Genomic DNA, 22,679 nt, shown 5'->3' with positions numbered 1-22,679 from the left:
CCTGATGTGAAATCAATCTGCCAAGCAGTCGTAGATCGCTGCAACAAACCTAGAACGTTTTCTCATCAGGAGATACTCGATCTTCCTTCGATCGCTAAGGTCGAATGCGCAACGGATGCCTACAGTCAAGCGATTGTAGATTTTAATAATGATGAATCAGTGCAGGAGGCTGTAGGGAAGCTAGGTTGTCCGCCTGATTTGAAATCAATCTTTCAAGCAGTTGTAGACCTCTACAATAAACCTAGAACGTTCTCTCATCAGGAAATATTTGGTCTTCCCTTGGTCACTAAAGTCGAGTGCGCGACAGATGTCCAAAATTGGACTAGATCAGAGTTGACGGCTGTACCTTTACTTATAAACGAGAGGCCGGAGACTATGTTCGTTTCAGACACCCAGTTGCTTACATTAGATTTATCTCCAGGCAATTATGGTTTGAAATCTGGGGATGAACTGTCAAAGCTTAATCTTTTATCTCTATTTCAAGCAGTGGAAGTTAGGTTAAGCGTTGGACAACTGGTTCGGATGGCAAGCTAGCCGCTATGGCTGGAGGTATAACTAGTTTGACCATCAGTGGCGGGCATAAATACCTTCTTGACCTTAGAGGATGTGTGGGATTGAGGTATCTGAAGTTAAGCGACCTAAATGGTGTAAACGGCATAAACATTAGTGGGTTAGCTATGTTGAGTATGCTAGAGTTTGAAGGATGCGCAGATCTTGCTGCGCTTAATGCCTCTGGTTGTATGGAACTGTCGGAAATACGAGGTTGTTCAGAGTTGACAGGACTGATCACGTTAGATGTAGGAGACTCTAAGTTTTCAGACTTGGATTTGGGTAATTCAGTGAAGTTGCAGTTTCTGGCAATACCAGGCAACATGATAAATCTTCGTCTACCTAGGCTTACAGACATCTCCATCACCTGCAAAGGAAAACACCCCGTCAACATCACCATCCCATGCACTGAAATGATGTTCTCGAAATAGAGGGAGGTAATAAAAAATGCTCTTAAATAGAAAAGTTGGGTTTTAATTAACTCTCAATTTTAATTGATTCGGTCGCGGTGCGAATAGAACACGAAGGCTCATTTACCATTTAGTTTTATTTAACTGCAGCTTTGGATGACTTACGAGGCAGTGCCATATAATGCCATGAAATGCCTCTGTATAGGGTGTTACCATGCCGGAGTCTGTATTAGGAGTTAACACTACGCAATCTCCCTTAATTTTGGTATAGCCGCCGTCTCGACCGACTATCCCAAATACTTTGGCCCCTGTTTCTTTGGCTAAATCAATTGCCCGGACTAAATTAACACTTACATTCTTTTCTAGCGATCCTCCGCCCACTGAAAATATTAATAAAGCGTCTTTAGTGGATAATTTGCTGACTTTAAGCCATTCGCAGAAAACACTATCCCAACCTTCATCGTTTGTCCTTGCACTAAGCTCAGCAATATTATCCGTGGCAGCATAGGCCTCGATACCACACAATTTCCTAAAGTCACATACGGCATGCGATGCACTGGCTGCGCTTCCACCAACCCCAAGAACAAACAGCCTCCCGCTACATTCTCGCAGGCTCAGTAATTCATCGACTAGGGCCTCTATAGCAGATACATCAACCTGATCAATTACCTGAATAAGTCCTTGCAAAAAAATCTTAGAGATAGGAGGATTTTTACTGCAGCAACCACTCATTTTCTTTCAAATACTGGTAGCCGATTCTTGGGAAGAGGAATCTATCTTTGCTTTTATACGGAGCACCCATAATTTTCCAAAACTCATCTTCCCGTTTAAAGTGGTCATAGTCCTCCTCCCATTCGTCACTGGCTCTCTTTTCAACCTCTAACGTTAAGTCCAGTATTTCCTGGGGGGTGTTGCCGATAACTTTAACCCCAAGCGTTTCGTAAATATAATCTCGGCCATAATCTTCAAATGCTAAACCACTATATATATCAAATTTGTCATTTTTTATAAAAATAGATACTATTTCAGATAAATTTAGCAGCCTATTTTCCTTAATTGAATAATATTTTTTTATTATACATGAATTATTCAATAGATGAGAATAAAATTTATATGCGTTTACACTGTACACTGTAAAAACTGGACAATTTACTATCCCCATTTTTCTTCTAAACGCATAAGGAATGTAATTAATCCCAGAGTCATCCCCTATATAAAACTTAGTTCTTGCAAAAATATAAAAATCTAGAAAATCGCTTTTGAATTTTGAATTGGGATAATCTATTACGTTTTCTTTTTCAATTCCCAAGGGTTCTAATGCAAGTTTACCCATCCTAAAGCAAAAATACTTTTCCGATGTTTTTATTATAGCTTCATAAAAGTCTTTTATTGAAGAATCTCTACAATTATTGGCTAAAGCAGTAGTAACTTCAAGAACTTTAATATACTTTGTATAAAAAGCTTTATCCCTATTAGAAAACGTAGCAATAGGCATATCATTTTTGTACTGAAAAAACTTTTCTAAATATTTCTCACCCTCACGAACTTCTTTAGAACGGAAATGAAATATTGGAGGATATTTTACACTGCAAAACGGATCTGGGAGGGCAATATCTCGCCTAATAATCCACCCTTCCCCAAATACTTTCTCGAAATCCGTAAGATAACATATAAATTTATGGGCGAACCTGTATGTAAACCAATAAAATCGCAGAGAAAAACATACTCTTTTTTCTAGTTTTACAACAAATTTGTTGATTATAATTAGCGCGTTAACTCCACTACCAAAAACAATAACTACATCTAATGGCAAAACATTTTTTTTAGGTAGATAATCCCAACTCTTCTCCTCAAAATAACGATAAAAGCTATAAATAATAGATGGAGATTCTTGAGGAAATTCTATAAATCTAACTCTAATTAACGGTCTGATAAGCCTTAAAAAACACATAAGCGGCATCATGCAGGCAATTACACAACCTTTTTTGATTTTGGTTAAAAAACGCATTGCTTCAGTCTAAAAAACAAACAGAGCTACTCTTTCTCAGTAGCAACTGTATCAGAATTGTTAGTCTGCACGACAGCCGCCTTCGCGTTTTCATCTCTATCAATAAGCTCGATTACCGCCATAGGAGTACGATCCCCCTTGCGAAAGCCATTGTGCAGTATTCTAGTATATCCGCCAGGTCTGCTGTTATACCGTTCGGACAAAGGACCCATAATCTTGGTAACTAAATCATCGGCTCCAAACAAAGAAATTACCTGACGACGCTTTTGTAGGCCGCCCATTTTCCCAAGAGTAATAGTTTTTTCAACAAAAGGCCGCAGCTCCTTAGCCTTAGGTAAAGTAGTAGCAATCTGCTCGTATTTGATCAAAGATTTAGCCAAATTAACTAGCAACGCTCTGTTATGAGCAACTTTGCGATTAAACTTTCTGCCACTTATGCCATGTCGCATAACAAATACTCTTACAACCTAATAACCACTATTCGACTTCTTGACCGCTTCCTCAATATTTTCAGGAGGCCAGCCAGGCACTTCCATACCAAGATGCAGACCCATTTGTGAGAGGGTATCTTTTATTTCATTTAACGATTTGCGGCCAAAATTAGGTGTTTTCAACATCTCACCTTCTGTCTTATGCACCAAATCGCCGATATACACAACGTTATCGCTTTTAAGGCAATTCATAGACCGAACAGAAAGCTCTAATTCGTCAATCAAACGCAGCAAATTCGGATTAAGCCGATCCTCAGCGGACTTTTCCTCTCGGTCATCGATCATAGGATCGTTAAAGTTAACAAACCGCTTCAACTGATCTTGAAGAATCCTTGCCGCCACCGCAACCGCATCAATTGGCTTGATCGAGCCATTAGTTTCAACCTTCATAATCAGCCGATCATAGTCAGTTACCTGTCCAACACGAGCATTTTCCACCTTGTAAACAACTCTTTTAACAGGACTGTACAAAGCATCGATGGCTATATGGCCAATAGGCATATCTTCTGACTTGTTCTCATTAGCCGGCACATACCCCCTGCCCGATGCTACTGTTGCTTCCATAGAAAACTGCCCACCTTCGCCAACGGTGCATATATGATGATCTGGGTCCAGGATTTTTATGCCATACCCAGCCTCAAACATTCCGGCCGTTACCTTACATGGACCTTTTACCGATAACTTAATTTTTTTCTCTGACGTTCCGTCCATAGTTATGGCCATAGACTTTACGTTCAAAACAATATCTGTAACGTCCTCAATGACCCCTGGAATTGTGGAAAATTCGTGCAAAACGCCGTCTATTTTGATTGAGGTCACGGCAGCGCCAGATAAAGACGACAATAGCACGCGCCTGAGCGCATTGCCCAAAGTTAACCCAAAGCCTCTTTCCATGGGTTCTGCCACAACAGACCCAACCCTATCGCTTTGCCCCTCTACCTCTGAGGTTTGCATTTTATAGGGACGAATAAGGCTCTCCCAATGCTTGTTAATCATAAAACATATTCTCCAAAAAGAATGCTAGACTCGCCTACGCTTCGGTGGACGACAACCATTATGAGGTATAGGGGTCACATCTTTTATCGAGTTGATCGCAAACCCTACCGCCTGCAAAGCCCTCAAGGCCGACTCTCGCCCAGACCCAGGACCACAAATTTCCACATCAAGCGTTTTTATACCGAACTCCTTAGCCAAATTGCCAACTTTCTCTGCCGCCAACTGGGCCGCATAAGGTGTCGACTTACGGGCGCCTTTAAACCCAGCATTGCCGGCCGACGACCACGCGACCGTATCGCCACGCATATCCGTAATCGTTATCATCGTATTATTAAAAGAGGCATGCACATGAGCAACCGCAGCAACGATGCTTCTTTTATCTTTTTTTCTAGCGCTCTGCCCGGCTTTATAAGCCATATAAAAATTCTCTTATAAAACAATCTATCTAGTAACTTTCTTCTTGCCCGCAATGGCAATTGCACGCCCTTTCCTGGTACGAGCATTGGTATGCGTCCTCTGTCCACGTACCGGCAGTTTTTTTCTGTGGCGCAATCCTCTGTAGCACCCAAGATCCAACAGCCTTTTGATGTTCATAGAGACTTCGCGCCTCAGGTCTCCTTCAACATGGAATTCTGAATCAATTACCCCACGTATCCTAGAAATTTGATCTTCATTAAGCTGAAAAACCCGCACCTCAGGGGCAATACTTAACTTCTGGCAAATATACTTAGCCCTGGTAAAGCCGATCCCATAGAGGTAAGCCAAGGCTATCTCAACGCGTTTTTTGCTTGGTAAATCGACGCCTGATATACGAGCCACGGTTAGCTTCTCCCCGAACTAAATCCCAATGCCCCGTCAATAACAGAGCTAATCTTTTTGTAAACCGACTCTGCAGAACCAGAGCCCTCAACCACGGACAGTATGCCCTCTGACTTATAAAAGTCAAGCAAATCCGACACGTTTGTTTGGTACTCATCAATTCTGGTTTGTACAACCTCTTCGGTATCGTCTTTTCTAGTCGTTACTTCGCTTGAACTGCATTTTGGGCAAACGAACTGCGACTTAAAATTATCCTTACTATAAATAGACTGACAGCCGGCGCACATGAAGCGACTTTTTATGCGCTCTTTAATTTCGCTTGGGCTTAGGTCGATTTGAATCGCAAGAAAGCGGATTTGAGGGAAAAGCTTTAGTAAAGTACGCAACTCTTTAGCCTGGCCAACTGTTCTTGGAAAACCGTCAAGAATCACCCTGTCCTCTTTATTTTCAAGAAAATAAGCCTTAACAACATCATTAACCACATAATCAGGCACAAACTTTCCCTGATTCATATAAGAGGACGCTAGATCGCCGATACTGCTGCCTTTTGTAACCTCTGCCCTAAGCAAATCGCCAACTGAAAAGTGCTTAAATTTAAGCTTTTCTGCCAACAACGCCGACTGCGTACCTTTGCCAGCACCCGGAGCCCCAAACAGAGCAACAACTGGATACAGATTGCCGCTCATTTTATCACTCCGCGAGATTTAGCCTTCCTCAACACACCTTTGTACTGATGAGCCAGCAGGTGAGTGTAAATTTGTGAGATTGTATCTATGGTCACGCTGACAACAATCAATATATTAGTTCCACCAAAGAAAAATGGTACCGACAGCTTTGCGATAAGCAGCTCTGGCAATATACATATGAACGATAGGTATATCGCCCCGATTACAGTTAGACGCTCCAAGACAAAATATAAGTACTTTGAGGTAAATTCTCCTGGCCTGATTCCTGGGACAAACCCACCAGATTTCCTGAGATTGTCGGCTACCTCGTCAGGATTAAACACAACTGCGGTATAGAAGAAAGAGAAGAATACTAAAAGACCTACATAAACTGTGATATATACCGGATGGCCATGAGATAAATATCTGGCCAAAGTTTGCGCCCACTCGGCCCCAGACCCAGCGCCCAAGCCAACCAAAGTAGCAGGCAGTAATAAAAGCGAGCTTGCAAATATCGGCGGAATGACGCCAGAAGTATTTATTTTTAAAGGCAAATGAGACGATTCTACATTGCTTTTACCAACGGCCAAATGCCGCTGAGGATAGTGCACTGTTATCCTGCGCTGAGCTCGTTCAACAAATACGACAAGGGCAATAACAGAAACAATAACGAGTGCAAAAAACACCATAACCCCTGGCGATAAAGCGCCGCTTTTGCCAAGCTCTAACGCATTCATCAGTGCTCGCGGTAGGTTTGCAACGATGCCGGCGAAAATTATAAGGGAAGAGCCGTTTCCTATACCCCTGGACGTAATTTGTTCACCCAGCCACATTAAAAATACAGTCCCTCCCACCAAAGTTGGAACCGCTATCAAGGGAAACAAAGCCCCTATGGTGGTAACTGTTTGCGCGCCGGAAGACATGCTCATAAGCCCAATTGACAGGCCATAGGCCTGAACGCTGGCGATGCCAACCGTCAAATAACGCGTATATTGATTAAGCTTGCGGCGGCCAACTTCGCCTTCCTTTTTCATAGCCTCGAGGGTTGGGGAGATAACTGTGAAAAGCTGTATAATAATGCTGGCGGATATGTAAGGCACAATGTTTAAGGCGAAAACAGTCATACGCCCTAAGGCGCCGCCAGAAAACATGTCGAACATGCCAAGGATGCCGCCCATGTTCCTGCGACCAATCTCGGATATAATCTCGGGGTTTACCCCAGGCAATGGCACATAGGTTCCAACGCGGTAAACCAAAAGCGCCAAAATCGTAAACAGCAACCTCTTTTTAAGATCGGTAGCCTGAGCAAAAGAAGCCCAATTCAGCCCCTGCCCGAAAGAATCATTCTCAAATGCCATTTAAAACAGGCCCCTTAATAATCTTACCGCCCGCTCGCTCAATCGCCGATAAGGCCGAAGCAGAAAAATGATCCGCGGATACTTGCGCCGGACTGCTCAGTTCGCCTTTACCCAAAACCCTTAAGCAAACGCTTCTGGTTTTTATTACATTCAACTTCTGAAGCAACGATAAATCAATCACATCAGACTGCTTAATTTTCCCCGAATCAATCAGCGATTGAATATAGCCAATATTAATACACGCAACCTTGTCTTTGGACAGCAAAGGAGTAAATCCGCGCTTTGGCAGCCTTCTGTAAAGAGGCGTCTGCCCTCCTTCAAAAAACCGTACCTTTCCGCGTCCTGCCCTTGCTTTGCCGCCTTTATGGCCATAACCACAGGTTTTGCCAAGACCGGATCCTATACCTCTACCTCTGCGTTTACGTGCAGACCTATTGGCCGGAAGCAATTTATTTAGGGAAAACTTTTCTTCGGTCATATAACCTCTACCGTTACCAAGTGTTTCACTCGGCACAAAAGCCCCCTGATTTCTGGGCTGTCCAATAAAATCCTACTTCTGCCAATTCTACCTAAACCTAAGGCTTTTAAGGATAAAGCTTGATTTTCTTTTCTGCCTATAAAGCTTTTAACCTGCGTAACCTTTACACGAGCACCAGATTGATCTTTACCAACCGACTTGACTTCAGATGATACCGAAGCAGCGACAGCCTTCTTAGGCTTAGCGATTGGTGCAGCAACATCTGCCTTAGCCGCAGCGTTTGCCTTAGCCTCTTTGGCCTTTGCCGCAGGTTTCTTGACCGCTGTTTTTCTATCAGTAGATTTCTTATCTACCATCTTAAACCTTAAGCCCTTCTTGAGGTTAATTCCCCAACCTTTTTACCCCGTTTGGCCGCTATATTACGCGGGGAAACGATTCCCTTCAAAGCCTTAAAGGTAGCGCGTACCATATTATGCGGATTCGCCGTGCCCACACATTTGCTAACCACATCCTGCACCCCCAAAGCCTCAAAAATCGCACGCATAGCACCGCCAGCGATTATGCCAGTACCTGCTGGCGCTGAGCGCATTACAACCAGCCCTGCCCCATAGCCGGACTTTATGTCATGATGCAAAGTACGAGACTCTCTCAGTGGCACATGAATCATACCCTTTTTTGCCTGATCCGAGGCCTTTTTTACGGCGTCTGAAACTTCACGCGCCTTGCCAGTACCAAATCCTACACGCCCGCGGCTGTCGCCAACCACAACCAAAGCCGCAAAAGAGAATTTTTTTCCTCCCTTCACAACCTTGGCAACGCGGTTGATCGCGACCAGCTTCTCTACCAGAGCTTCGCTTTGTGAATCTGTTTCTGCGGCCACTTGTCGTGCCATATAAAAAATCCCCTAAAACACCAATCCGCCTTCACGCGCCGCGTCAGCAAAAGCCTTAACGCGACCGTGATAAGCATAACCACCGCGATCAAATACTACATCGCGTATACCTTGCCCTACAGCCCTCTGCGCAATCAGCTTGCCTACAGAGGAAGCGGCCTCAACATTGCTGGTTTTGCTTGCTTTATTAAGTTTCGAAAACTCCTCACAAAGCGTAGAAGCCGAGCACAAGGTTACCCCTTTTTCATCATCTATTATTTGCGCATAGACATGCCTTTGAGACCTAAAAACAGACAGCCTGTTACGCCCGTAAGCAAGTTTCTTCACTTTATAGCGAACCCGACGTTCTCTGCGTTTAAATTCTTCGTCAAAGCGTGACATGACTATTTCTTCTTCCCTTCTTTCCTGATGACGAACTGCCCTTCTCTTAGAACACCCTTACCCTTGTAAGGCTCTGGCTTCCTTAGGTTTTGCAGCTCTCTAACCACCTGCCCAACCATCTTTTTATCAGGACCGTTAATCGAGATTGTTGTAGGTTTCTCGCACTTCACCGAAATACCATTTGGAACGGCAAAATTTATATCATGGCTGTACCCCAATTGCAACACTAGGTTGTTACCCTGCATTGATGCTCTATAGCCAACCCCTACCAACTCAACCTTTTTGCAGAAAGGCGTAACAAGCCCAGAGACACCATTATTTATAATAGCCCGAGCGGTTCCCCACATCTGCCGATCTCGCTTATCCTTGCTTATCCCAGTGATGGATATTTTTGAATCTTCCAGCGACACTTTAACGCCATCGGGAATAGGAAATCTAAACTCACCTTTAGCGGCCTGAGCGATAAGAACCCCGCCCTCTATCGAAGCTTTAACTCCGGCGGGCACAGCTATCGGATGTTTACCTACACGTGACATGTCCGCACTTTTCCCTTTTAAAATACCTTACAAATGACTTCGCCGCCGAGCTTTCTTTCGCGCGCCTCAGCATCAGAAAACACCCCAGACGACGTAGAAACTATCGAAATGCCAAGGCCGTTACTGACCTGCGGAATAGACTTTACGTTCGCATAAATCCTGCATCCTGGCTTCGACACCTTAGATATGCTGGATATCACCGGTTTTCCATCGTGATATTTCAGGTCTATAGAAATGCTTGGGAACCGGTCTTTTATTTCCTTAGAGTATCCGCCTATATACCCCTCCCTAAGCAAAGCCTCTAATATGCTGACCTTAAGTTTAGAAGCCGGAACTGACACAGTCTTATAGCCACGCATGCCGGCGTTCCTCATCCTGGCAAACATATCGGATATTGGATCAGTCATGCACATATCAACACCCCGCCCCTCACCAACTTGCCTTGCGCATACCGGGAATTATCCCTTGTGCCGCCATTTCTCTTATCATGATCCTGGAAATCCTAAATTTACGGTAATACCCCCTTGCCCGCCCTGTAATCTCGCAACGGTTTCTTATTCTGGTTGCAGAGCCGTTTCTGGGCAAAGCCGCCAACTTCATCTGAGCCGCAAAACGAACTGCCGGCTCCTCTTTTCGGTTGTATATAACGGACTTCAGCGCGCCCCGCTTATTTTTTGCACGGCGAACCAAGCTTCTGATATGCAAGCACCTTTCCATAGAACTTTTCTTTGCCATACCCTAAGCCCTCGCGAAAGGAAAATTAAACATTTTTAACAAGAAAACACACTCCTCGTCTTTATTGGCCGTAGTTACTAAAGTCACATCCAGTCCGCGTATAGTATCAGCTTCACGCGTAGCAACCTCAGGGAAAATTATCTGTTCTTTTATACCAAAAGAGTAATTTCCTTTACCGTCACAAGAGCGAGTGGGCAACCCCCTGAAATCCCTAACCCGCGGCAAAGCAATGTTAATAAGTCTATCTAAAAACTCATACATACGACTTCCGCGTAACGTTACCTTAGCCCCAACCTTGTTACCAGCCCTTAATTTAAACCCCGCGATTGATTTACGCGCCGCCGTAACAATTGCTTTCTGCCCAGATATCCAGCTAAGCTCTTCAGAGGCTTGCTTAATATGTTTACTGTCTGTTAAAGCTTCCCCTACCCCCATGTTCAGGATTATTTTTTCAAGCCTAGGAACCTCGAATTTGTTCTTGTAACCAAACTCTGTCTGAAGCTTTGGCACTATCACGTCGCTGTATTCTTTATAAAGCCTACTCATTTAAGTCAAACTTCCTATTTTAAATCCAAAACCGTTCCAGAACGCTTTGCAAAGCGCACTTTGCGGCCATCGACCACCTTAAACCCGACTCTCGTCGGTTTGTCTGACGAAGGATCAACAATCATCAGATTAGAAATATCCACCGGCCTGTCCTTCTTAACCAACCCACCAGCATCATTTTGAGACGGTTTAACATGGCGAGTCGCCACATTAACCCCTTTAACAAGGGCCTTATGCGTTTTGGTGAAAATGCGCTCAATCTCGCCCTTCACGCCCTTGTCCTTACCGGTAATAACAACAACCTTATCACCTTTCTTTAGACGCTGCGCACACATCACAACACCTCCGGAGCCAGCGATATAATCTTTGTCATCTTGGCTCTACGCAGCTCTCTGGTTACTGGGCCAAAGATACGCGTACCTATTGGCTCATCCTGCTTGTTCAGCAGCACCGCCGCATTGCGGTCAAAGCGAATTATTGATCCATCATCTCGCCTGACCGGAAAAGCCGTCCTTACAATAATTGCGCGCACTACATCGCCGCTTTTGACCTTTCCTCTTGGAATAGCATCCTTAACAGACGCGATAATTATATCCCCTACGCTGGCGGTTCTGCGATGAGTCCCTCCCAAAACCTTGATACACATAATCTCTTTGGCTCCGGAATTGTCAGCTACCTCAAGCCTGGTTTGCATCTGAATCATTGCCCGCCTCCGCTTTCGCCAAGGACGACCCAGCTTTTGCGTTTAGAAATCGGACGAGATTCCTGAATGCTTACGACCTCACCGATTTTACAGGCATTGGCCGCGTCATGCGCAAGATATTTCTTGGAAATACGCACATATTTCATATAGCGCGGATGCTTGACCTGCCTGGTAACATTGACTGTTACCGTCTTTTCGCACACATTGCTAACAACAATTCCTGAAAGAATCCGCTTAGGCATTGTGTTCCTTCATCTTAGCATTTGTCGTTAGCTCAACCGCGATCGATCGACGCAGCTCGCGAAAGCGGTGCGAAGCAACCGACTCGCCCATGGCTCTACGAAAACGCATTTTTGCGATTTCTTTCTTGGCCCCGAACGCGTCAAGTTTCTCAGGTGCTTGCTTTTGATCTTTTTTCTTCGCCATAAACTAAAGAACCCTTTCAATAAATTTTGTAGAGATTGGCAACTTGGCCGCCGCTAATCCCAAAGCCTCACGAGCCACCATTTCGCTTACTCCATCCAGCTCAAACATAACTGTACCAGGATATACACGACAAGCCCAATATTCAGGCGCTCCTTTCCCGCTGCCCATACGAACTTCGGCCGGCCGTTTAGATACAGGCACGTCTGGAAATATCCTGATCCAGACCTTACCAACCCTTTTCATATGGCGGGTTATGGCACGCCTGGCCGCTTCTATTTGCGCGGCAGTTACCCTCATAGGCTCTAAAGCCTTAAGGCCATATGCGCCGAAGCTTAACGACGCACCACGAGACACAACACCATGGATACGGCCCTTAAACTGCTTACGAAACTTGGTTTTTTTAGGAGAAAACATAAGCCTCAGCCCTTATCTTCAGGATTTTAACTTTCCGGGCAAGAATACAGCGTCCGCATCGTATTTCTCTCCCTTATATATCCACACCTTCACACCTATGCAGCCATAAGTTGTAAAAGCATCCCTAAACCCATAATCAATATCAGCACGCAGAGTATGCAATGGCACTTGCCCTTCACGATACCATTCCATCCTGGCAATCTCAGCGCCGCCTAAGCGTCCAGAGCAGTTAACCCTTATCCCCTGCGCGCCAAATCGCAAAGCGCTCTGCATAGCTCGCTTTATAGCTCGCCTGAACCCAATCCTTTTTTCTATCTGAGAAGCAATATTTTCGGCAACCAGCTCGGCGTCAATTTCTGGCTTGCGTATTTCAACTATATTAAGAACTACATCCCCGCCAACAAATCCCGAAATCTCCTTCTTAAGCGCTTCGATATCCGAGCCTTTTTTACCTATCACAACCCCTGGCCTAGCAGTATGTATGGACACGACTACCCGCGTTGCCATACGCTCTATAGAAACCTTGGATACCGCGCCTTGCGTAAGCTTTTTCTTTATAAAAGCCCGTACTTTGTGGTCTTCGTGCAGGCGATCGGCAAAGTCTCTTTTCGAAAACCAACAAGAATTCCAATTCCTGATGATACCGAGGCGCAGCGAATGTGGATTTATCTTTTGCCCCATACCCTCAGTCCTCAACCTCGCTAACCACCACTGTTAAATTGCTAGACCGTTTTAAAATCGGCCGAGCTTTACCAAACGAACCCGGTTTCCACCTGCGCAGCGTACTTGACTTGCCCACATAAGCTTCTAATACGATAAGCGAATCGGCGTCTAAACCGTGATTATTCTCGGCGTTAGCAATCGCCGATTTAAGCGTCTTACAGACGTCCTCAGATGAACGCTTCTCACAGAAAGCCAAAGAAGTCAACGCTTTGGCGACGGTTTTGCCTCTAATCATCGAAGCAACCAGGTTGACTTTTCGTGGAGAGCTTTTCACAAACCTGTTGCGTGCGGTAACTTGAGTAGATTTATGTGCCAAATGCAATCTTTTAGACATTTTTTATGCTTTCTTCGCTTTCTTATCGCCCGCGTGACCGTAAAAAGTACGCGTAGGGGCAAACTCGCCCAATTTGTGCCCTATCATATCCTCGGTCACATAAACGGGAATAAACTTCTTTCCATTATGTACGGCAAAGTTCACCCCAACAAAATCCGGTATAATCGTAGACCGCCTGGACCAAGTCTTAATTACATCCTTACGTCCTGACTCCATGACTTTTTGGGCCTTTTTTACCAGATATCCATCGACAAACGGTCCTTTCCAGACAGAACGAGCCATCTTTATATCCTACTTCTTCCTACCTGACAATATAAAACGATCCGACGGTTTAGCCTTACGGCGGGTCTTGTACCCCTTAGTCGGAATTCCCCAAGGAGTGACTGGATGACGCCCGCCTTTAGTTTTACCCTCGCCTCCACCATGAGGGTGGTCGATCGGGTTCATCGCGACGCCTCTTACGCTCGGCCTTACACCAAGCCATCTGCTGCGGCCAGCTTTCCCAAGACTTATGTTTTTCTGATCAGGGTTAGAGACCGACCCTATTGTAGCTCGGCAATTTCCAGGAATCATCCGCATTTCGCCTGAAGACAGCCTTAATATTACTTTATCAGAGTCGCGGCCGACTATTTGAGCGCTGGTCCCGGCGGATCTGGCCATTTGCCCGCCTTTACCGACTTTAAGCTCTATATTATGGACAAAAGTACCGACTGGTATGCTCCTTAAAAACAGGCAGTTTCCAACCTTTACGTCGGCCTCTTCACCTGATTCAACACTGTCGCCTGGATTAAGGCCCTGAGGGGCTATGATGTAGGAAAACTCACCGTCAGAATATTTTATAAGCGCTATAAACGAAGTCCTGTTTGGATCGTACTCAATCCGCTCAACGACAGCCGAAATCCCCGCCTTATTCCTTACAAAATCAATAAATCGGTAAAGCTTTTTATGACCAGCCCCTCTGTGCCTGACTGTTATACGGCCGCGCGCATTGCGCCCGCCAGAGCTTTTTTTGCCGGTTGTCAGGGCTTTAAGCGGCCCACCGCGCCAAAGGCTGCTTCTGTCCACTAAAACAACGCCTCTGGAGGCGGAAGTCACTGGATTTAAACTTCTTAAAGCCATAATTAAAACCCGCCTTCAAAGTTAATCGTACCGTCTTTCAGGTGAACAAACGCCCTTTTACTATCTGATCTTTTTCCTTGCCTGCCCCTGAAGGTCCGCGATTTGCCTTTACGGTTAAGCAGCCTTACGCTGTCAACTTTAACGTTGAAAATCGACTCCACAGCCGATTTCACATCCTGCTTAGTAGCGCAGTAGTTGACCACAAAGGTATAAGAACCGCCAGAAGTGTTCAGCATGGATTTCTCGGTAACAACCGGTTTTATCAGGCAATCATACTGGTTTAGCATTTTCACCCCCAAGACGCTTTTGCAGACCTAGCAAAGCATCTTTAGTTAACACCAACTTATCCTTGCTGATAATGTCGTACACATTCAAACCCTTAACTGGCGTCAAACCCGTTTCAGGCAGATTCATAATCGAATTGGAAAAATTATTTATCGAGCTATCATCGCTACACACAAACAAAGCGGAAGTTATTCCAAGCCTGGCCAAATTTTGCTTTACTTCCTTGGCTTTGCATGGACTGCTTTCCAAATCGCCCATTATCACTAAATTATTTTGCTGCATCCTAAGTGACAGCGCACTTTTCAACGCCAGTTGCCTGACTTTTTTATTCAGCTTAAATGCATGGGACCGCGTAACCGGACCAAACGCTACTCCACCGCCACGGCATACGTTACTGGTCCAGGAACCGCGACGCGCCCGTCCTGTCCCTTTTTGTTTGAAAGCCTTTTTAGTCGTTCCATGTACCGCAGATCTGTTTTTAACTTGATGAGTGCCAGCCTGCCGAGCAGCCAGCTGCCACCTAATGACCTCGGAAATAATATCCAGACGTGGCTCAACCGAGAAAAGGTCTGGACTTAATTCGACCTCACCTGCGCTTGCGCCTTTTAGATTAACAACCTTAAATTGCATTTTTCAAAAATCTTTCAATTTTATTCGCTTATAGTGTCCTTGGCCGCTTTGGCCGTTGCTGTGCCTTTTACCGCACTACGTAAAAAAACTATGCCATTTTTTGCGCCGGGAAAGCTTCCTTTGACAGCTATAAGCCCAAGGGAAGAATCTACGTTTTGCACCAGCAAATTCAGCGTAGTAACTTGTCTTGCGCCCATATGCCCAGCCATTTTTTTACCCTTAAACACCTTCGCAGGCTCTTGGCGTTGACCCGTGGACCCCAAGCATCTGTGCGTTATCGAAACGCCATGTGATGCCCGTAAACCGCCAAAGCCATGCCTTTTTATTCCGCCAGCAAACCCCTTGCCGATAGAGATACCGGTAACATCTATAACTTCGCCTGCCGAGATAGTATCCAGCCCAAGCTCGGTACCTACTGCGACTTTTTCTCCACTTGAGCGAAACTCTTTAACAATTCCAAAATTCTCAGCATTTTGCTTAGAAAAAAAATTTTTCATCGGCTTGGTAAGCTTGCGCTCATGAATAGGGAACGCGCCAATCACGACGGCATCATATCCATGCTTGTCAGCAGTTTTATGCGCCAGCACCACGTTCTTTTCAAGCTTCAGAAGCGTAACTGGAATGCTTCGTCCATCATCTGACAGAACCTGGCTCATACCTATTTTTTTCGCGACCAAACCAACCTGCATAACTTCTTAGTCCATTACCTTTACTTCAACATCGACTCCAGCCGCCAAGTCAAGCTTCATAAGGGCATCAACGGTCTGCGGCGGGCAATCCAAAATGTCAATCAGTCGCTTATACGTCCTTATCTCAAACTGCTCGCGCGACTTCCTGTCAATATGCGGAGAGCGCAACACTGTAAACCGCTCAATCCTGCTGGGGAACGGCACCGGCCCCTTAATAAGCGCACCAGTCCTTTTTGCAGTAGAAACAATCTCCGCAGCAGAATAGTCCAATATCCTGTTGTCATATGCCTGCAAACAGATCCGTATGCGCTGAGTATTCATTGATCTCTATTTTATAATTTTTGAGACCACGCCAGCCCCGACAGTATGACCGCCTTCACGCACAGCAAACCTGAGCCCCTCGTCCATAGCGATAGGCGCAATCAATTCAACTTCACCCGCAATATTATCGCCCGGCATAACCATTTCTACGCCGTCCGGCAATTTAACCGTACCCGTAACGTCCGTTGTTCTGAAGTAGAATTGCGGCCTGTATCCATTGAAGAACGGAGTATGACGCCCGCCTTCTTCCTTGGTCAGAATATATGCTTCGCACTTAAAGTGAGTATGCGGAGTAATAAACCCAGGTGCGGCCAAAACCTGCCCTCTTTCAACCTCTTCACGCTTAGTACCACGCAACAAGCAGCCAATGTTATCCCCGGCCTCTCCTTGATCGAGAAGCTTCTTAAACATCTCAACGCCCGTGCAGACAGATTTGGCGGTTGGCTTTATACCAACGATTTCAATTTCATCCCCAACTTTCAGGATGCCTTGTTCGATACGACCTGTGACAACTGTGCCACGCCCAGCGATGGAAAATACATCTTCTATTGGCATAAGGAAAGGACGATCCTTTGGACGCTCTGGCTGCGGGATATAGTTGTCGACGGCGTCCATAAGCTCTAATACTTTATTTTTCCCAAGCTCGTCATTTTTGCCTTCCAAGGCGCAGAGAGCGCTTCCTTTGATAATTGGAATCGAATCCCCAGGAAACTCGTACTTGGACAGAATTTCACGAATTTCAAGCTCAACCAGCTCAAGAATCTCTGGATCGTCGACCATATCTACTTTGTTAACAAAAACAACCAACGCTGGTACGCCAACTTGGCGAGCAAGCAATATATGCTCACGCGTTTGAGGCATCACGCCATCAGTTGCAGATACAACAAGAATACCGCCGTCCATCTGAGCGGCCCCGGTAATCATGTTTTTTACATAGTCCGCGTGTCCAGGACAGTCTACATGAGCATAATGCCTTTTGGCAGTTTCGTACTCAACGTGAGACGTTGAAATAGTAATACCGCGAGCCTTTTCTTCAGGCGCGTTATCAATCTGATCATACGCGGTGAAGTTTGCCCCACCCGCCTCGGACAAAACCTTAGTAATAGCCGCCGTCAGCGTAGTCTTACCGTGGTCGACGTGACCAACAGTTCCTATGTTGCAATGTGGCTTATTGCGCTCAAATTTTGCTTGTGCCATATCAAAAACTCCCTTCCTAAAATTAACAAAAACCCAAACTATCCCGCCTTATGCCCAGCGATAACCTGATCCGCAACCTGCTGAGGAACCAAGTCATAACGGGCAAACTGCATAGTATACTGAGCACGCCCCTGGCTCATAGACCTTAGGTTATTAACATATCCAAACATTTCTGCCAATGGCACAATTGCACTAAGCACTCTGGCGTTTCCTCGCTGATCCATGCCAAGCACCTGACCGCGCCTGCTGTTCAGGTCGCCGATTATATCGCCCATATATTCTTCAGGGGTAACGACTTCTACGTCCATTATTGGCTCTAACAGCCTAGCGCCTGCCTTCCCCATAGCTTCCCGGAAAGCGGCCCTTGCGGCAATTTCAAAGGCTAGTACGCTAGAGTCAACGTCATGATACGCCCCATCAATCAGCGCGCACTTCATTCCTACAACGGGAAACCCGATAAGATACCCGCTGTCGCTTGCAATCTTAAGCCCTTTATCAACGCCCGGCACGTATTCTTTTGGAACAGCGCCGCCAATAATCTTGCTTTCGAACACCAATCCTTGATCATAGCAGGTTGGTTCAAACACAATCTTGACGCGAGCAAACTGCCCCGCGCCGCCAGTTTGCTTTTTGTGAACGTAGTCAATCTCAACAGCTTTTGAAATAGTCTCACGGTAAGCAACCTGCGGAGCGCCAACATTTGCATCGACTTTAAATTCTCGACACATGCGGTCGACGATAATCTCAAGATGCAACTCGCCCATACCTTTTATTATTGTCTGGCCAGTTTCGTGATTTATGCTCACGCGAAATGATGGATCCTCGGCGGCCAGACGATTAAGCGCCTGAGACATTTTCTCTTGATCAGCCTTGGTTTTTGGCTCAACCGCCACTTCGATAACTGGGTCTGGAAATTCCATTCGCTCAAGAACAATCGGATGATCAACAGAGCAAAGAGTATCGCCTGTAGTAGTGTTTTTCAGGCCACATATGGCGACTATATCGCCCGAACGCGCCTCTTTGATATCTTCGCGGTTATTCGCATGCATAAGTAAAATACGCCCGATTCTTTCTTTGTTATCTTTGACAGAATTGAGCGCGTTTCCACCAGACGGCATAACGCCAGAATAAATCCGAACAAACGTTAGCGTGCCTACAAACGGATCGTTCATAATCTTAAACGCCAATGCCGAAAGCGGCTGACTGTCTGCCGGAGACCTCGTTAGTACTTTATCAGAACCAATCTCAACCCCTTTCACGTCGCCAACATCAAGCGGAGAAGGTAGGTACGACACCACTCCATCAAGCAACAACTGCACGCCTTTGTTTTTGAATGCACTACCGCAAAAAATCGGTACAAACGCGCCAGATATAGTGCCTTTTCTGATACAAGCGACAAGCTGTTCCTTTGATGGCATTTTCCCAGACAAATAATCCTCCAGAATGCCGTCATCCTGCTCAACAGCCAGCTCTACCAGCTTGGATTTGTAGTCTTCTGCAGTTTTTACCAGATCTGACGGAATGTCTTCGTAAATAAACTCTGACCCTGGGCTGTCCCCCAGCCAGCGTACAGACTTCATTTCGACTAAATCGACAACGCCTGTAAAATCGCTTTCTGCCCCAACGGGCAGCTGCATGACCATAGGAACCGCGCCAAGCCGGTCCTTGATCATATCTACACAGCGGGAAAAGTTGGCCCCTATGCGGTCCATCTTATTGACAAAGCAGATGCGCGGGACTGAATATTTGTCGGCCTGACGCCATACGGTCTCGGACTGCGGCTCAACCCCGGCAACCCCATCGAACACGGCCACTGCACCGTCTAATACTCGCAAAGACCGCTCAACTTCTATGGTGAAATCTACGTGCCCAGGCGTATCGATTATGTTAACGCGATGATCTTTCCAGAAGCAGGTCGTTGCCGCCGAGGTGATGGTTATCCCTCGCTCTTGCTCCTGCTCCATCCAGTCCATAGTGGCCGCACCCTCATGAACCTCACCGATTTTATGAGACCTGCCGGTATAGAACAGAATTCTTTCCGTAGTTGTGGTCTTGCCGGCGTCGATATGCGCCATAATCCCAATATTACGGCACCTGTCAAGAGTAAAGCTGCCTGCCATTTTACATCACCACCTGTAATGAGCGAACGCACGGTTAGCTTCCGCCATACGGTGCATATCGTCACGCTTTTTAATGGCATTACCGCGCCCGTTACAGGCGTCCAGAATCTCGGCGCAAAGCCGATCCTGCATAGTTTTTTCGGCTCGCCCCCTTGCGCTGCTTATTATCCAGCGTATAGCCAAAGCTTGCGACCTGGATGGCCTTACTTCAGAAGGAACCTGATAAGTAGCTCCACCAACTCGTTTAGACCTTACTTCTAAGCTGGGTTTTACATTATCTATGGCTTCGGAAAAAACATCCACGGCCGGCTTTTTGGTCTTTTTTTCCGCATCGCCCAAAGCAAAATACAGTACTTTTTCGGCGATAGAACGCTTGCCATCATACATTAATGTGTTGATAAACTTTGTGATGACAACATTGCCGAAGCGGGTATCCGCTACGACCTCTCTTTTATTCGCTGCACGACGTCGCGACATAACTAAATTCCTAAATTTCTACTTTGGCCGTTTGGCTCCGTACTTTGACCGACCTTGACGACGATCCTTAACCCCTTGAGTATCAAGCGATCCGCGAATGATGTGGTACCTCACGCCCGGCAAGTCTTTAACACGACCTCCACGAATCAGCACGACTGAGTGCTCTTGGAGGTTATGCCCCTCGCCAGGGATATATCCCGTTACCTCAAACCCATTAGTCAAGCGAACACGCGCGATCTTACGCAAAGCCGAGTTAGGCTTTTTAGGTGTAGTCGTGGTTACGCGGGTACACACCCCTCTTTTCTGGGGGCAAGACTCCAGCGCCGGAACTTTGTTCCTTTTAAGGACGCTGCGCCTGGGTTTGCGTACCAGCTGATTTATCGTAGGCATACGCCCGTTTTCCTCTACCAAAAGCAAGAACCAAGAAACGGTATCCTAATGCCCTCCTGCATTAAAGTCAACAGGCGCGAAACTAAAATTTTGATGACGCGGTCTATTGAACAGATCGCAAAAATAGTATCGCGTCCACACAAGCACTATTTCGAAATACTCACAGATTACAGAGAATCCCTGGTCGGACAGATGTCTATCGTATTATTTTCTTCACATTTTTAAGCTTATATTGTAATTTCAAAGATAGGGTTAGAATATACAAGGTAAATATGATTCATAGAGATAGCGCTTTAAGAGAAATCAATAACGTTTTTTCGTATTTCCCGATTTGCGGTGTAATAGGGGCCAGACAAATCGGCAAAACGACGCTCGCTCTTGAATACGCTAAAAAACAAAATAACAAATATTATCATTTTGATCTTGAGGATCCTCAAGACTTTCAGAAGTTGTCGGATCCTAAGCTGCTATTTAACGATTTAAGCGGACTAGTTATCATAGACGAAATTCAGCGTATGCCGGATCTATTTCCATTTTTACGCGTTATCGCTGATAGGCGAGAAGATATAAAACTGCTCATTCTCGGAAGCTCGTCAAGGGATTTGCTCGAAAAATCAAACGAGTCGCTCGCAGGAAGAGTTTCTTATATAGAGCTAACTCCTTTTACACTTTTGGAAGTGGACGATCATAAAAAACTTTGGCTGCAGGGCGGGTTTCCTAGGGCTTATTTGGCTCCGAATGTGGCGACCTCATTTTTTTGGCTAAAAGACTATGTATCTTCTTTTGTGGAAAGAGATCTGCGAGTTTTGGGGTTTAATCTTGATCCGCAGAACATAAGAAGGCTGTTGATAATGCTTGCCCAAAGCCATGGCAATACGATCAACTATTCAGATATTTCAAAAAGTATCGGAGTGTCTGATGTCACGATAAAAAAATACATAGATATTTTAGAAAATGCTTTTGTGATTACACTTTTAAAGCCGTGGTTTGAAAATATTTCTAAACGACAAATCAAGGCTCCAAAAATTTATATAAAAGACAGTGGAATTTTGCACTATTTACTTGGGGTGAACGATGCGATTGAATTGCATCCCAAGTGCGGCTTATCGTGGAAAAGTTTTGCGATTCAACAAATTATAAAACAGCAGGCAAATGATAAGAACGATGCATATTTTTGGCGGACAAACGCCGGCGCAGAACTTGATTTATTAATTATCAAAAATAGCAAAAGAGTGGGATTTGAAATTAAATACACATCTATTCCCAAGGTTACTCCGTCGATGCTGTCGGCAATTGAAGATTTAAAGTTAGATCAACTTTTCGTCGTTATTCCAAAAGGCGAGCCGTATCCGTTGAAAGAGAATATTAAGGTTATCGGGCTGTATGAGCTTTTGAAACTCGAAGTTATATAACTTTGACAGGCACCTTCAGTATTCCTTGAGCTTGTTCATTATTGTGAAAATATTTAATGAAAAAATACTTTGTAAGCTTAGGATACTGATGATTTTTTCGAACGAATTCCAGCTCAAATCCGCATTTTTTATAAAATCCCGGGGCTTGGAATTCCGAAGTACACAGACTGATGTTCAAGAACCCTTTTCCTTGGAATTGCCGCTCTAATTCTTGCAGCAATTTCCGCCCATATCCTTTTCCTCTGTAAACCGCATCGACCCACAGTTCACCTACATAAACCTCGGCAAAAACAGTATATCCTTCTAGCGCCCCAATAACTTCTTCGTTATCATTTTTCGCTATCAATGAAAAACGTTTATAGTTTGTATCAATGCCATTGGATTTGTCATAATTCTCCAAATCTTGCCACATTTTTTCACTTATTTCTTGAGGAGTGTTCTCTACTATCTCTATTTTCATAATGATTCGTTTTTCGCCCAAAGCCCAAGTATACAGCTCTTTCAGGCGTTCTTCTATTTCATATATTAATCAAGTGGCCCGCATATAGCCTGGCTATACTATTTAGAGCGCTCTA

Annotated in this window: 37 protein-coding genes; 3 read left to right on the top strand and 34 right to left on the bottom strand. The window is 45.2% G+C overall.

Going from position 1 to position 22,679, the window contains the following annotated elements:
- Together LBL30_03745 and LBL30_03740 are read left to right on the top strand one after the other, a co-directional pair.
- Positions 1-534 (top strand): hypothetical protein (locus LBL30_03745; protein ID MDR1032203.1); only part of this gene is annotated, 534 nt, incomplete at its 5' end.
- Positions 535-539: 5 nt separating this feature from the next.
- Positions 540-980, top strand: a complete 441-nt coding sequence (locus LBL30_03740; GenBank protein ID MDR1032202.1) for a hypothetical protein — start codon at positions 540-542, stop codon at positions 978-980.
- 102 nt (positions 981-1,082) lie between these two features.
- On the opposite strand, the gene LBL30_03735 is transcribed toward LBL30_03740, so the two are convergent.
- The 33 genes from LBL30_03735 to rpsL are packed head-to-tail and all read right to left on the bottom strand — an operon-like array spanning position 1,083 to position 20,692.
- Entirely contained in the window at positions 1,083-1,691 is a 609-nt protein-coding gene (locus LBL30_03735; protein MDR1032201.1) for an SIS domain-containing protein, read from the bottom strand.
- Positions 1,672-2,967, bottom strand: a complete 1,296-nt coding sequence (locus LBL30_03730) for a TIGR04372 family glycosyltransferase (GenBank protein MDR1032200.1) — start codon at positions 2,965-2,967, stop codon at positions 1,672-1,674. The genes LBL30_03735 and LBL30_03730 overlap by 20 nt, the downstream gene beginning before the upstream one ends.
- 26 nt (positions 2,968-2,993) lie before the next feature.
- Positions 2,994-3,416, bottom strand: a complete 423-nt coding sequence (gene rplQ / locus LBL30_03725) for a 50S ribosomal protein L17 (GenBank protein ID MDR1032199.1) — start codon at positions 3,414-3,416, stop codon at positions 2,994-2,996.
- 18 nt (positions 3,417-3,434) lie between these two features.
- Positions 3,435-4,454, bottom strand: coding sequence for a DNA-directed RNA polymerase subunit alpha (locus LBL30_03720; protein ID MDR1032198.1), 1,020 nt, complete (start codon positions 4,452-4,454; stop codon positions 3,435-3,437).
- 24 nt (positions 4,455-4,478) lie between these two features.
- Positions 4,479-4,871: a 30S ribosomal protein S11 gene (rpsK, locus tag LBL30_03715; protein MDR1032197.1), complete on the bottom strand. Its 393-nt coding sequence runs from the start codon at positions 4,869-4,871 to the stop codon at positions 4,479-4,481.
- Between the two features lie 24 nt (positions 4,872-4,895).
- The gene (gene rpsM / locus LBL30_03710) at positions 4,896-5,273 is read right to left on the bottom strand and encodes a 30S ribosomal protein S13 (GenBank protein MDR1032196.1); all 378 of its coding nucleotides are present in this window, start codon (positions 5,271-5,273) and stop codon (positions 4,896-4,898) included.
- Positions 5,274-5,275: 2 nt separating this feature from the next.
- A complete protein-coding gene (locus LBL30_03705) occupies positions 5,276-5,959 on the bottom strand; it encodes a nucleoside monophosphate kinase (GenBank protein ID MDR1032195.1) in 684 nt (227 codons plus the stop codon).
- Positions 5,956-7,296, bottom strand: a complete 1,341-nt coding sequence (gene secY, locus LBL30_03700; GenBank protein MDR1032194.1) for a preprotein translocase subunit SecY — start codon at positions 7,294-7,296, stop codon at positions 5,956-5,958. Before secY ends, LBL30_03705 begins: the two co-directional genes overlap by 4 nt.
- Entirely contained in the window at positions 7,286-7,774 is a 489-nt protein-coding gene (rplO, locus tag LBL30_03695) for a 50S ribosomal protein L15 (protein ID MDR1032193.1), read from the bottom strand. The genes secY and rplO overlap by 11 nt, the downstream gene beginning before the upstream one ends.
- Complete coding sequence (gene rpmD, locus LBL30_03690; protein ID MDR1032192.1) at positions 7,771-8,130, bottom strand: 50S ribosomal protein L30; 360 nt, start codon at positions 8,128-8,130, stop codon at positions 7,771-7,773. The genes rplO and rpmD overlap by 4 nt, the downstream gene beginning before the upstream one ends.
- A gap of 8 nt (positions 8,131-8,138) precedes the next feature.
- A complete protein-coding gene (rpsE, locus tag LBL30_03685) occupies positions 8,139-8,666 on the bottom strand; it encodes a 30S ribosomal protein S5 (GenBank protein MDR1032191.1) in 528 nt (175 codons plus the stop codon).
- Positions 8,667-8,678: 12 nt separating this feature from the next.
- Positions 8,679-9,047 carry a 50S ribosomal protein L18 gene (gene rplR, locus LBL30_03680; protein ID MDR1032190.1) on the bottom strand — a complete coding sequence of 123 codons (369 nt, stop codon included), beginning with the start codon at positions 9,045-9,047 and terminating at the stop codon, positions 8,679-8,681.
- Positions 9,048-9,049: 2 nt separating this feature from the next.
- The gene (gene rplF / locus LBL30_03675; GenBank protein MDR1032189.1) at positions 9,050-9,583 is read right to left on the bottom strand and encodes a 50S ribosomal protein L6; all 534 of its coding nucleotides are present in this window, start codon (positions 9,581-9,583) and stop codon (positions 9,050-9,052) included.
- Positions 9,584-9,600: 17 nt separating this feature from the next.
- Positions 9,601-9,990: a 30S ribosomal protein S8 gene (gene rpsH, locus LBL30_03670; protein MDR1032188.1), complete on the bottom strand. Its 390-nt coding sequence runs from the start codon at positions 9,988-9,990 to the stop codon at positions 9,601-9,603.
- A gap of 22 nt (positions 9,991-10,012) precedes the next feature.
- Positions 10,013-10,318 (bottom strand): 30S ribosomal protein S14, encoded by a 306-nt coding sequence (rpsN, locus tag LBL30_03665; GenBank protein MDR1032187.1) that lies wholly within the window; start codon positions 10,316-10,318, stop codon positions 10,013-10,015.
- A gap of 3 nt (positions 10,319-10,321) precedes the next feature.
- Positions 10,322-10,864 (bottom strand): 50S ribosomal protein L5, encoded by a 543-nt coding sequence (gene rplE / locus LBL30_03660; protein ID MDR1032186.1) that lies wholly within the window; start codon positions 10,862-10,864, stop codon positions 10,322-10,324.
- A 14-nt stretch (positions 10,865-10,878) separates the two neighbouring features.
- Positions 10,879-11,199 carry a 50S ribosomal protein L24 gene (gene rplX / locus LBL30_03655; GenBank protein ID MDR1032185.1) on the bottom strand — a complete coding sequence of 107 codons (321 nt, stop codon included), beginning with the start codon at positions 11,197-11,199 and terminating at the stop codon, positions 10,879-10,881.
- The gene (gene rplN / locus LBL30_03650) at positions 11,199-11,567 is read right to left on the bottom strand and encodes a 50S ribosomal protein L14 (GenBank protein MDR1032184.1); all 369 of its coding nucleotides are present in this window, start codon (positions 11,565-11,567) and stop codon (positions 11,199-11,201) included. The genes rplX and rplN overlap by 1 nt, the downstream gene beginning before the upstream one ends.
- Entirely contained in the window at positions 11,564-11,809 is a 246-nt protein-coding gene (rpsQ, locus tag LBL30_03645) for a 30S ribosomal protein S17 (GenBank protein MDR1032183.1), read from the bottom strand. Before rpsQ ends, rplN begins: the two co-directional genes overlap by 4 nt.
- A complete protein-coding gene (rpmC, locus tag LBL30_03640; GenBank protein MDR1032182.1) occupies positions 11,802-11,993 on the bottom strand; it encodes a 50S ribosomal protein L29 in 192 nt (63 codons plus the stop codon). The genes rpsQ and rpmC overlap by 8 nt, the downstream gene beginning before the upstream one ends.
- Before the next feature lie 3 nt (positions 11,994-11,996).
- Positions 11,997-12,407 carry a 50S ribosomal protein L16 gene (gene rplP / locus LBL30_03635; GenBank protein ID MDR1032181.1) on the bottom strand — a complete coding sequence of 137 codons (411 nt, stop codon included), beginning with the start codon at positions 12,405-12,407 and terminating at the stop codon, positions 11,997-11,999.
- Positions 12,408-12,425: 18 nt separating this feature from the next.
- Positions 12,426-13,088 carry a 30S ribosomal protein S3 gene (gene rpsC / locus LBL30_03630; GenBank protein ID MDR1032180.1) on the bottom strand — a complete coding sequence of 221 codons (663 nt, stop codon included), beginning with the start codon at positions 13,086-13,088 and terminating at the stop codon, positions 12,426-12,428.
- A 4-nt stretch (positions 13,089-13,092) separates the two neighbouring features.
- Positions 13,093-13,464 (bottom strand): 50S ribosomal protein L22, encoded by a 372-nt coding sequence (rplV, locus tag LBL30_03625; GenBank protein ID MDR1032179.1) that lies wholly within the window; start codon positions 13,462-13,464, stop codon positions 13,093-13,095.
- 3 nt (positions 13,465-13,467) lie between these two features.
- Positions 13,468-13,746: a 30S ribosomal protein S19 gene (gene rpsS / locus LBL30_03620; GenBank protein MDR1032178.1), complete on the bottom strand. Its 279-nt coding sequence runs from the start codon at positions 13,744-13,746 to the stop codon at positions 13,468-13,470.
- 9 nt (positions 13,747-13,755) lie between these two features.
- The gene (rplB, locus tag LBL30_03615) at positions 13,756-14,583 is read right to left on the bottom strand and encodes a 50S ribosomal protein L2 (protein ID MDR1032177.1); all 828 of its coding nucleotides are present in this window, start codon (positions 14,581-14,583) and stop codon (positions 13,756-13,758) included.
- A 2-nt stretch (positions 14,584-14,585) separates the two neighbouring features.
- On the bottom strand, positions 14,586-14,870 hold the full coding sequence (rplW, locus tag LBL30_03610) for a 50S ribosomal protein L23 (GenBank protein ID MDR1032176.1): 285 nt from the start codon (positions 14,868-14,870) through the stop codon (positions 14,586-14,588).
- Positions 14,854-15,498: a 50S ribosomal protein L4 gene (gene rplD, locus LBL30_03605; protein MDR1032175.1), complete on the bottom strand. Its 645-nt coding sequence runs from the start codon at positions 15,496-15,498 to the stop codon at positions 14,854-14,856. Before rplD ends, rplW begins: the two co-directional genes overlap by 17 nt.
- 20 nt (positions 15,499-15,518) lie before the next feature.
- Positions 15,519-16,187, bottom strand: a complete 669-nt coding sequence (rplC, locus tag LBL30_03600; GenBank protein ID MDR1032174.1) for a 50S ribosomal protein L3 — start codon at positions 16,185-16,187, stop codon at positions 15,519-15,521.
- 6 nt (positions 16,188-16,193) lie between these two features.
- Complete coding sequence (rpsJ, locus tag LBL30_03595; protein ID MDR1032173.1) at positions 16,194-16,508, bottom strand: 30S ribosomal protein S10; 315 nt, start codon at positions 16,506-16,508, stop codon at positions 16,194-16,196.
- Positions 16,509-16,514: 6 nt separating this feature from the next.
- Complete coding sequence (tuf, locus tag LBL30_03590; GenBank protein ID MDR1032172.1) at positions 16,515-17,705, bottom strand: elongation factor Tu; 1,191 nt, start codon at positions 17,703-17,705, stop codon at positions 16,515-16,517.
- A gap of 38 nt (positions 17,706-17,743) precedes the next feature.
- Positions 17,744-19,825 carry an elongation factor G gene (gene fusA / locus LBL30_03585; protein ID MDR1032171.1) on the bottom strand — a complete coding sequence of 694 codons (2,082 nt, stop codon included), beginning with the start codon at positions 19,823-19,825 and terminating at the stop codon, positions 17,744-17,746.
- Positions 19,826-19,831: 6 nt separating this feature from the next.
- Complete coding sequence (rpsG, locus tag LBL30_03580; protein ID MDR1032170.1) at positions 19,832-20,302, bottom strand: 30S ribosomal protein S7; 471 nt, start codon at positions 20,300-20,302, stop codon at positions 19,832-19,834.
- A gap of 18 nt (positions 20,303-20,320) precedes the next feature.
- The gene (gene rpsL / locus LBL30_03575; GenBank protein MDR1032169.1) at positions 20,321-20,692 is read right to left on the bottom strand and encodes a 30S ribosomal protein S12; all 372 of its coding nucleotides are present in this window, start codon (positions 20,690-20,692) and stop codon (positions 20,321-20,323) included.
- Between the two features lie 272 nt (positions 20,693-20,964).
- Here rpsL and LBL30_03570 point away from each other — a divergent pair, with 272 nt between their 5' ends.
- The gene (locus LBL30_03570) at positions 20,965-22,104 is read left to right on the top strand and encodes an ATP-binding protein (GenBank protein ID MDR1032168.1); all 1,140 of its coding nucleotides are present in this window, start codon (positions 20,965-20,967) and stop codon (positions 22,102-22,104) included.
- Here LBL30_03570 and LBL30_03565 read toward each other — a convergent pair.
- Positions 22,097-22,564: a GNAT family N-acetyltransferase gene (locus LBL30_03565; GenBank protein MDR1032167.1), complete on the bottom strand. Its 468-nt coding sequence runs from the start codon at positions 22,562-22,564 to the stop codon at positions 22,097-22,099. The two genes, LBL30_03570 and LBL30_03565, sit on opposite strands and share 8 nt — an antisense overlap.
- Positions 22,565-22,679 lie beyond the last annotated feature (115 nt).

It is taken from the genome of Holosporales bacterium (assembly GCA_031263535.1).
Taxonomy (GTDB): domain Bacteria; phylum Pseudomonadota; class Alphaproteobacteria; order UBA3830; family JAIRWN01; genus JAIRWN01.
The sequence above is the reverse complement of the archived record's forward strand: the minus strand, read 5'-3'. Positions and strand labels throughout refer to the sequence as shown.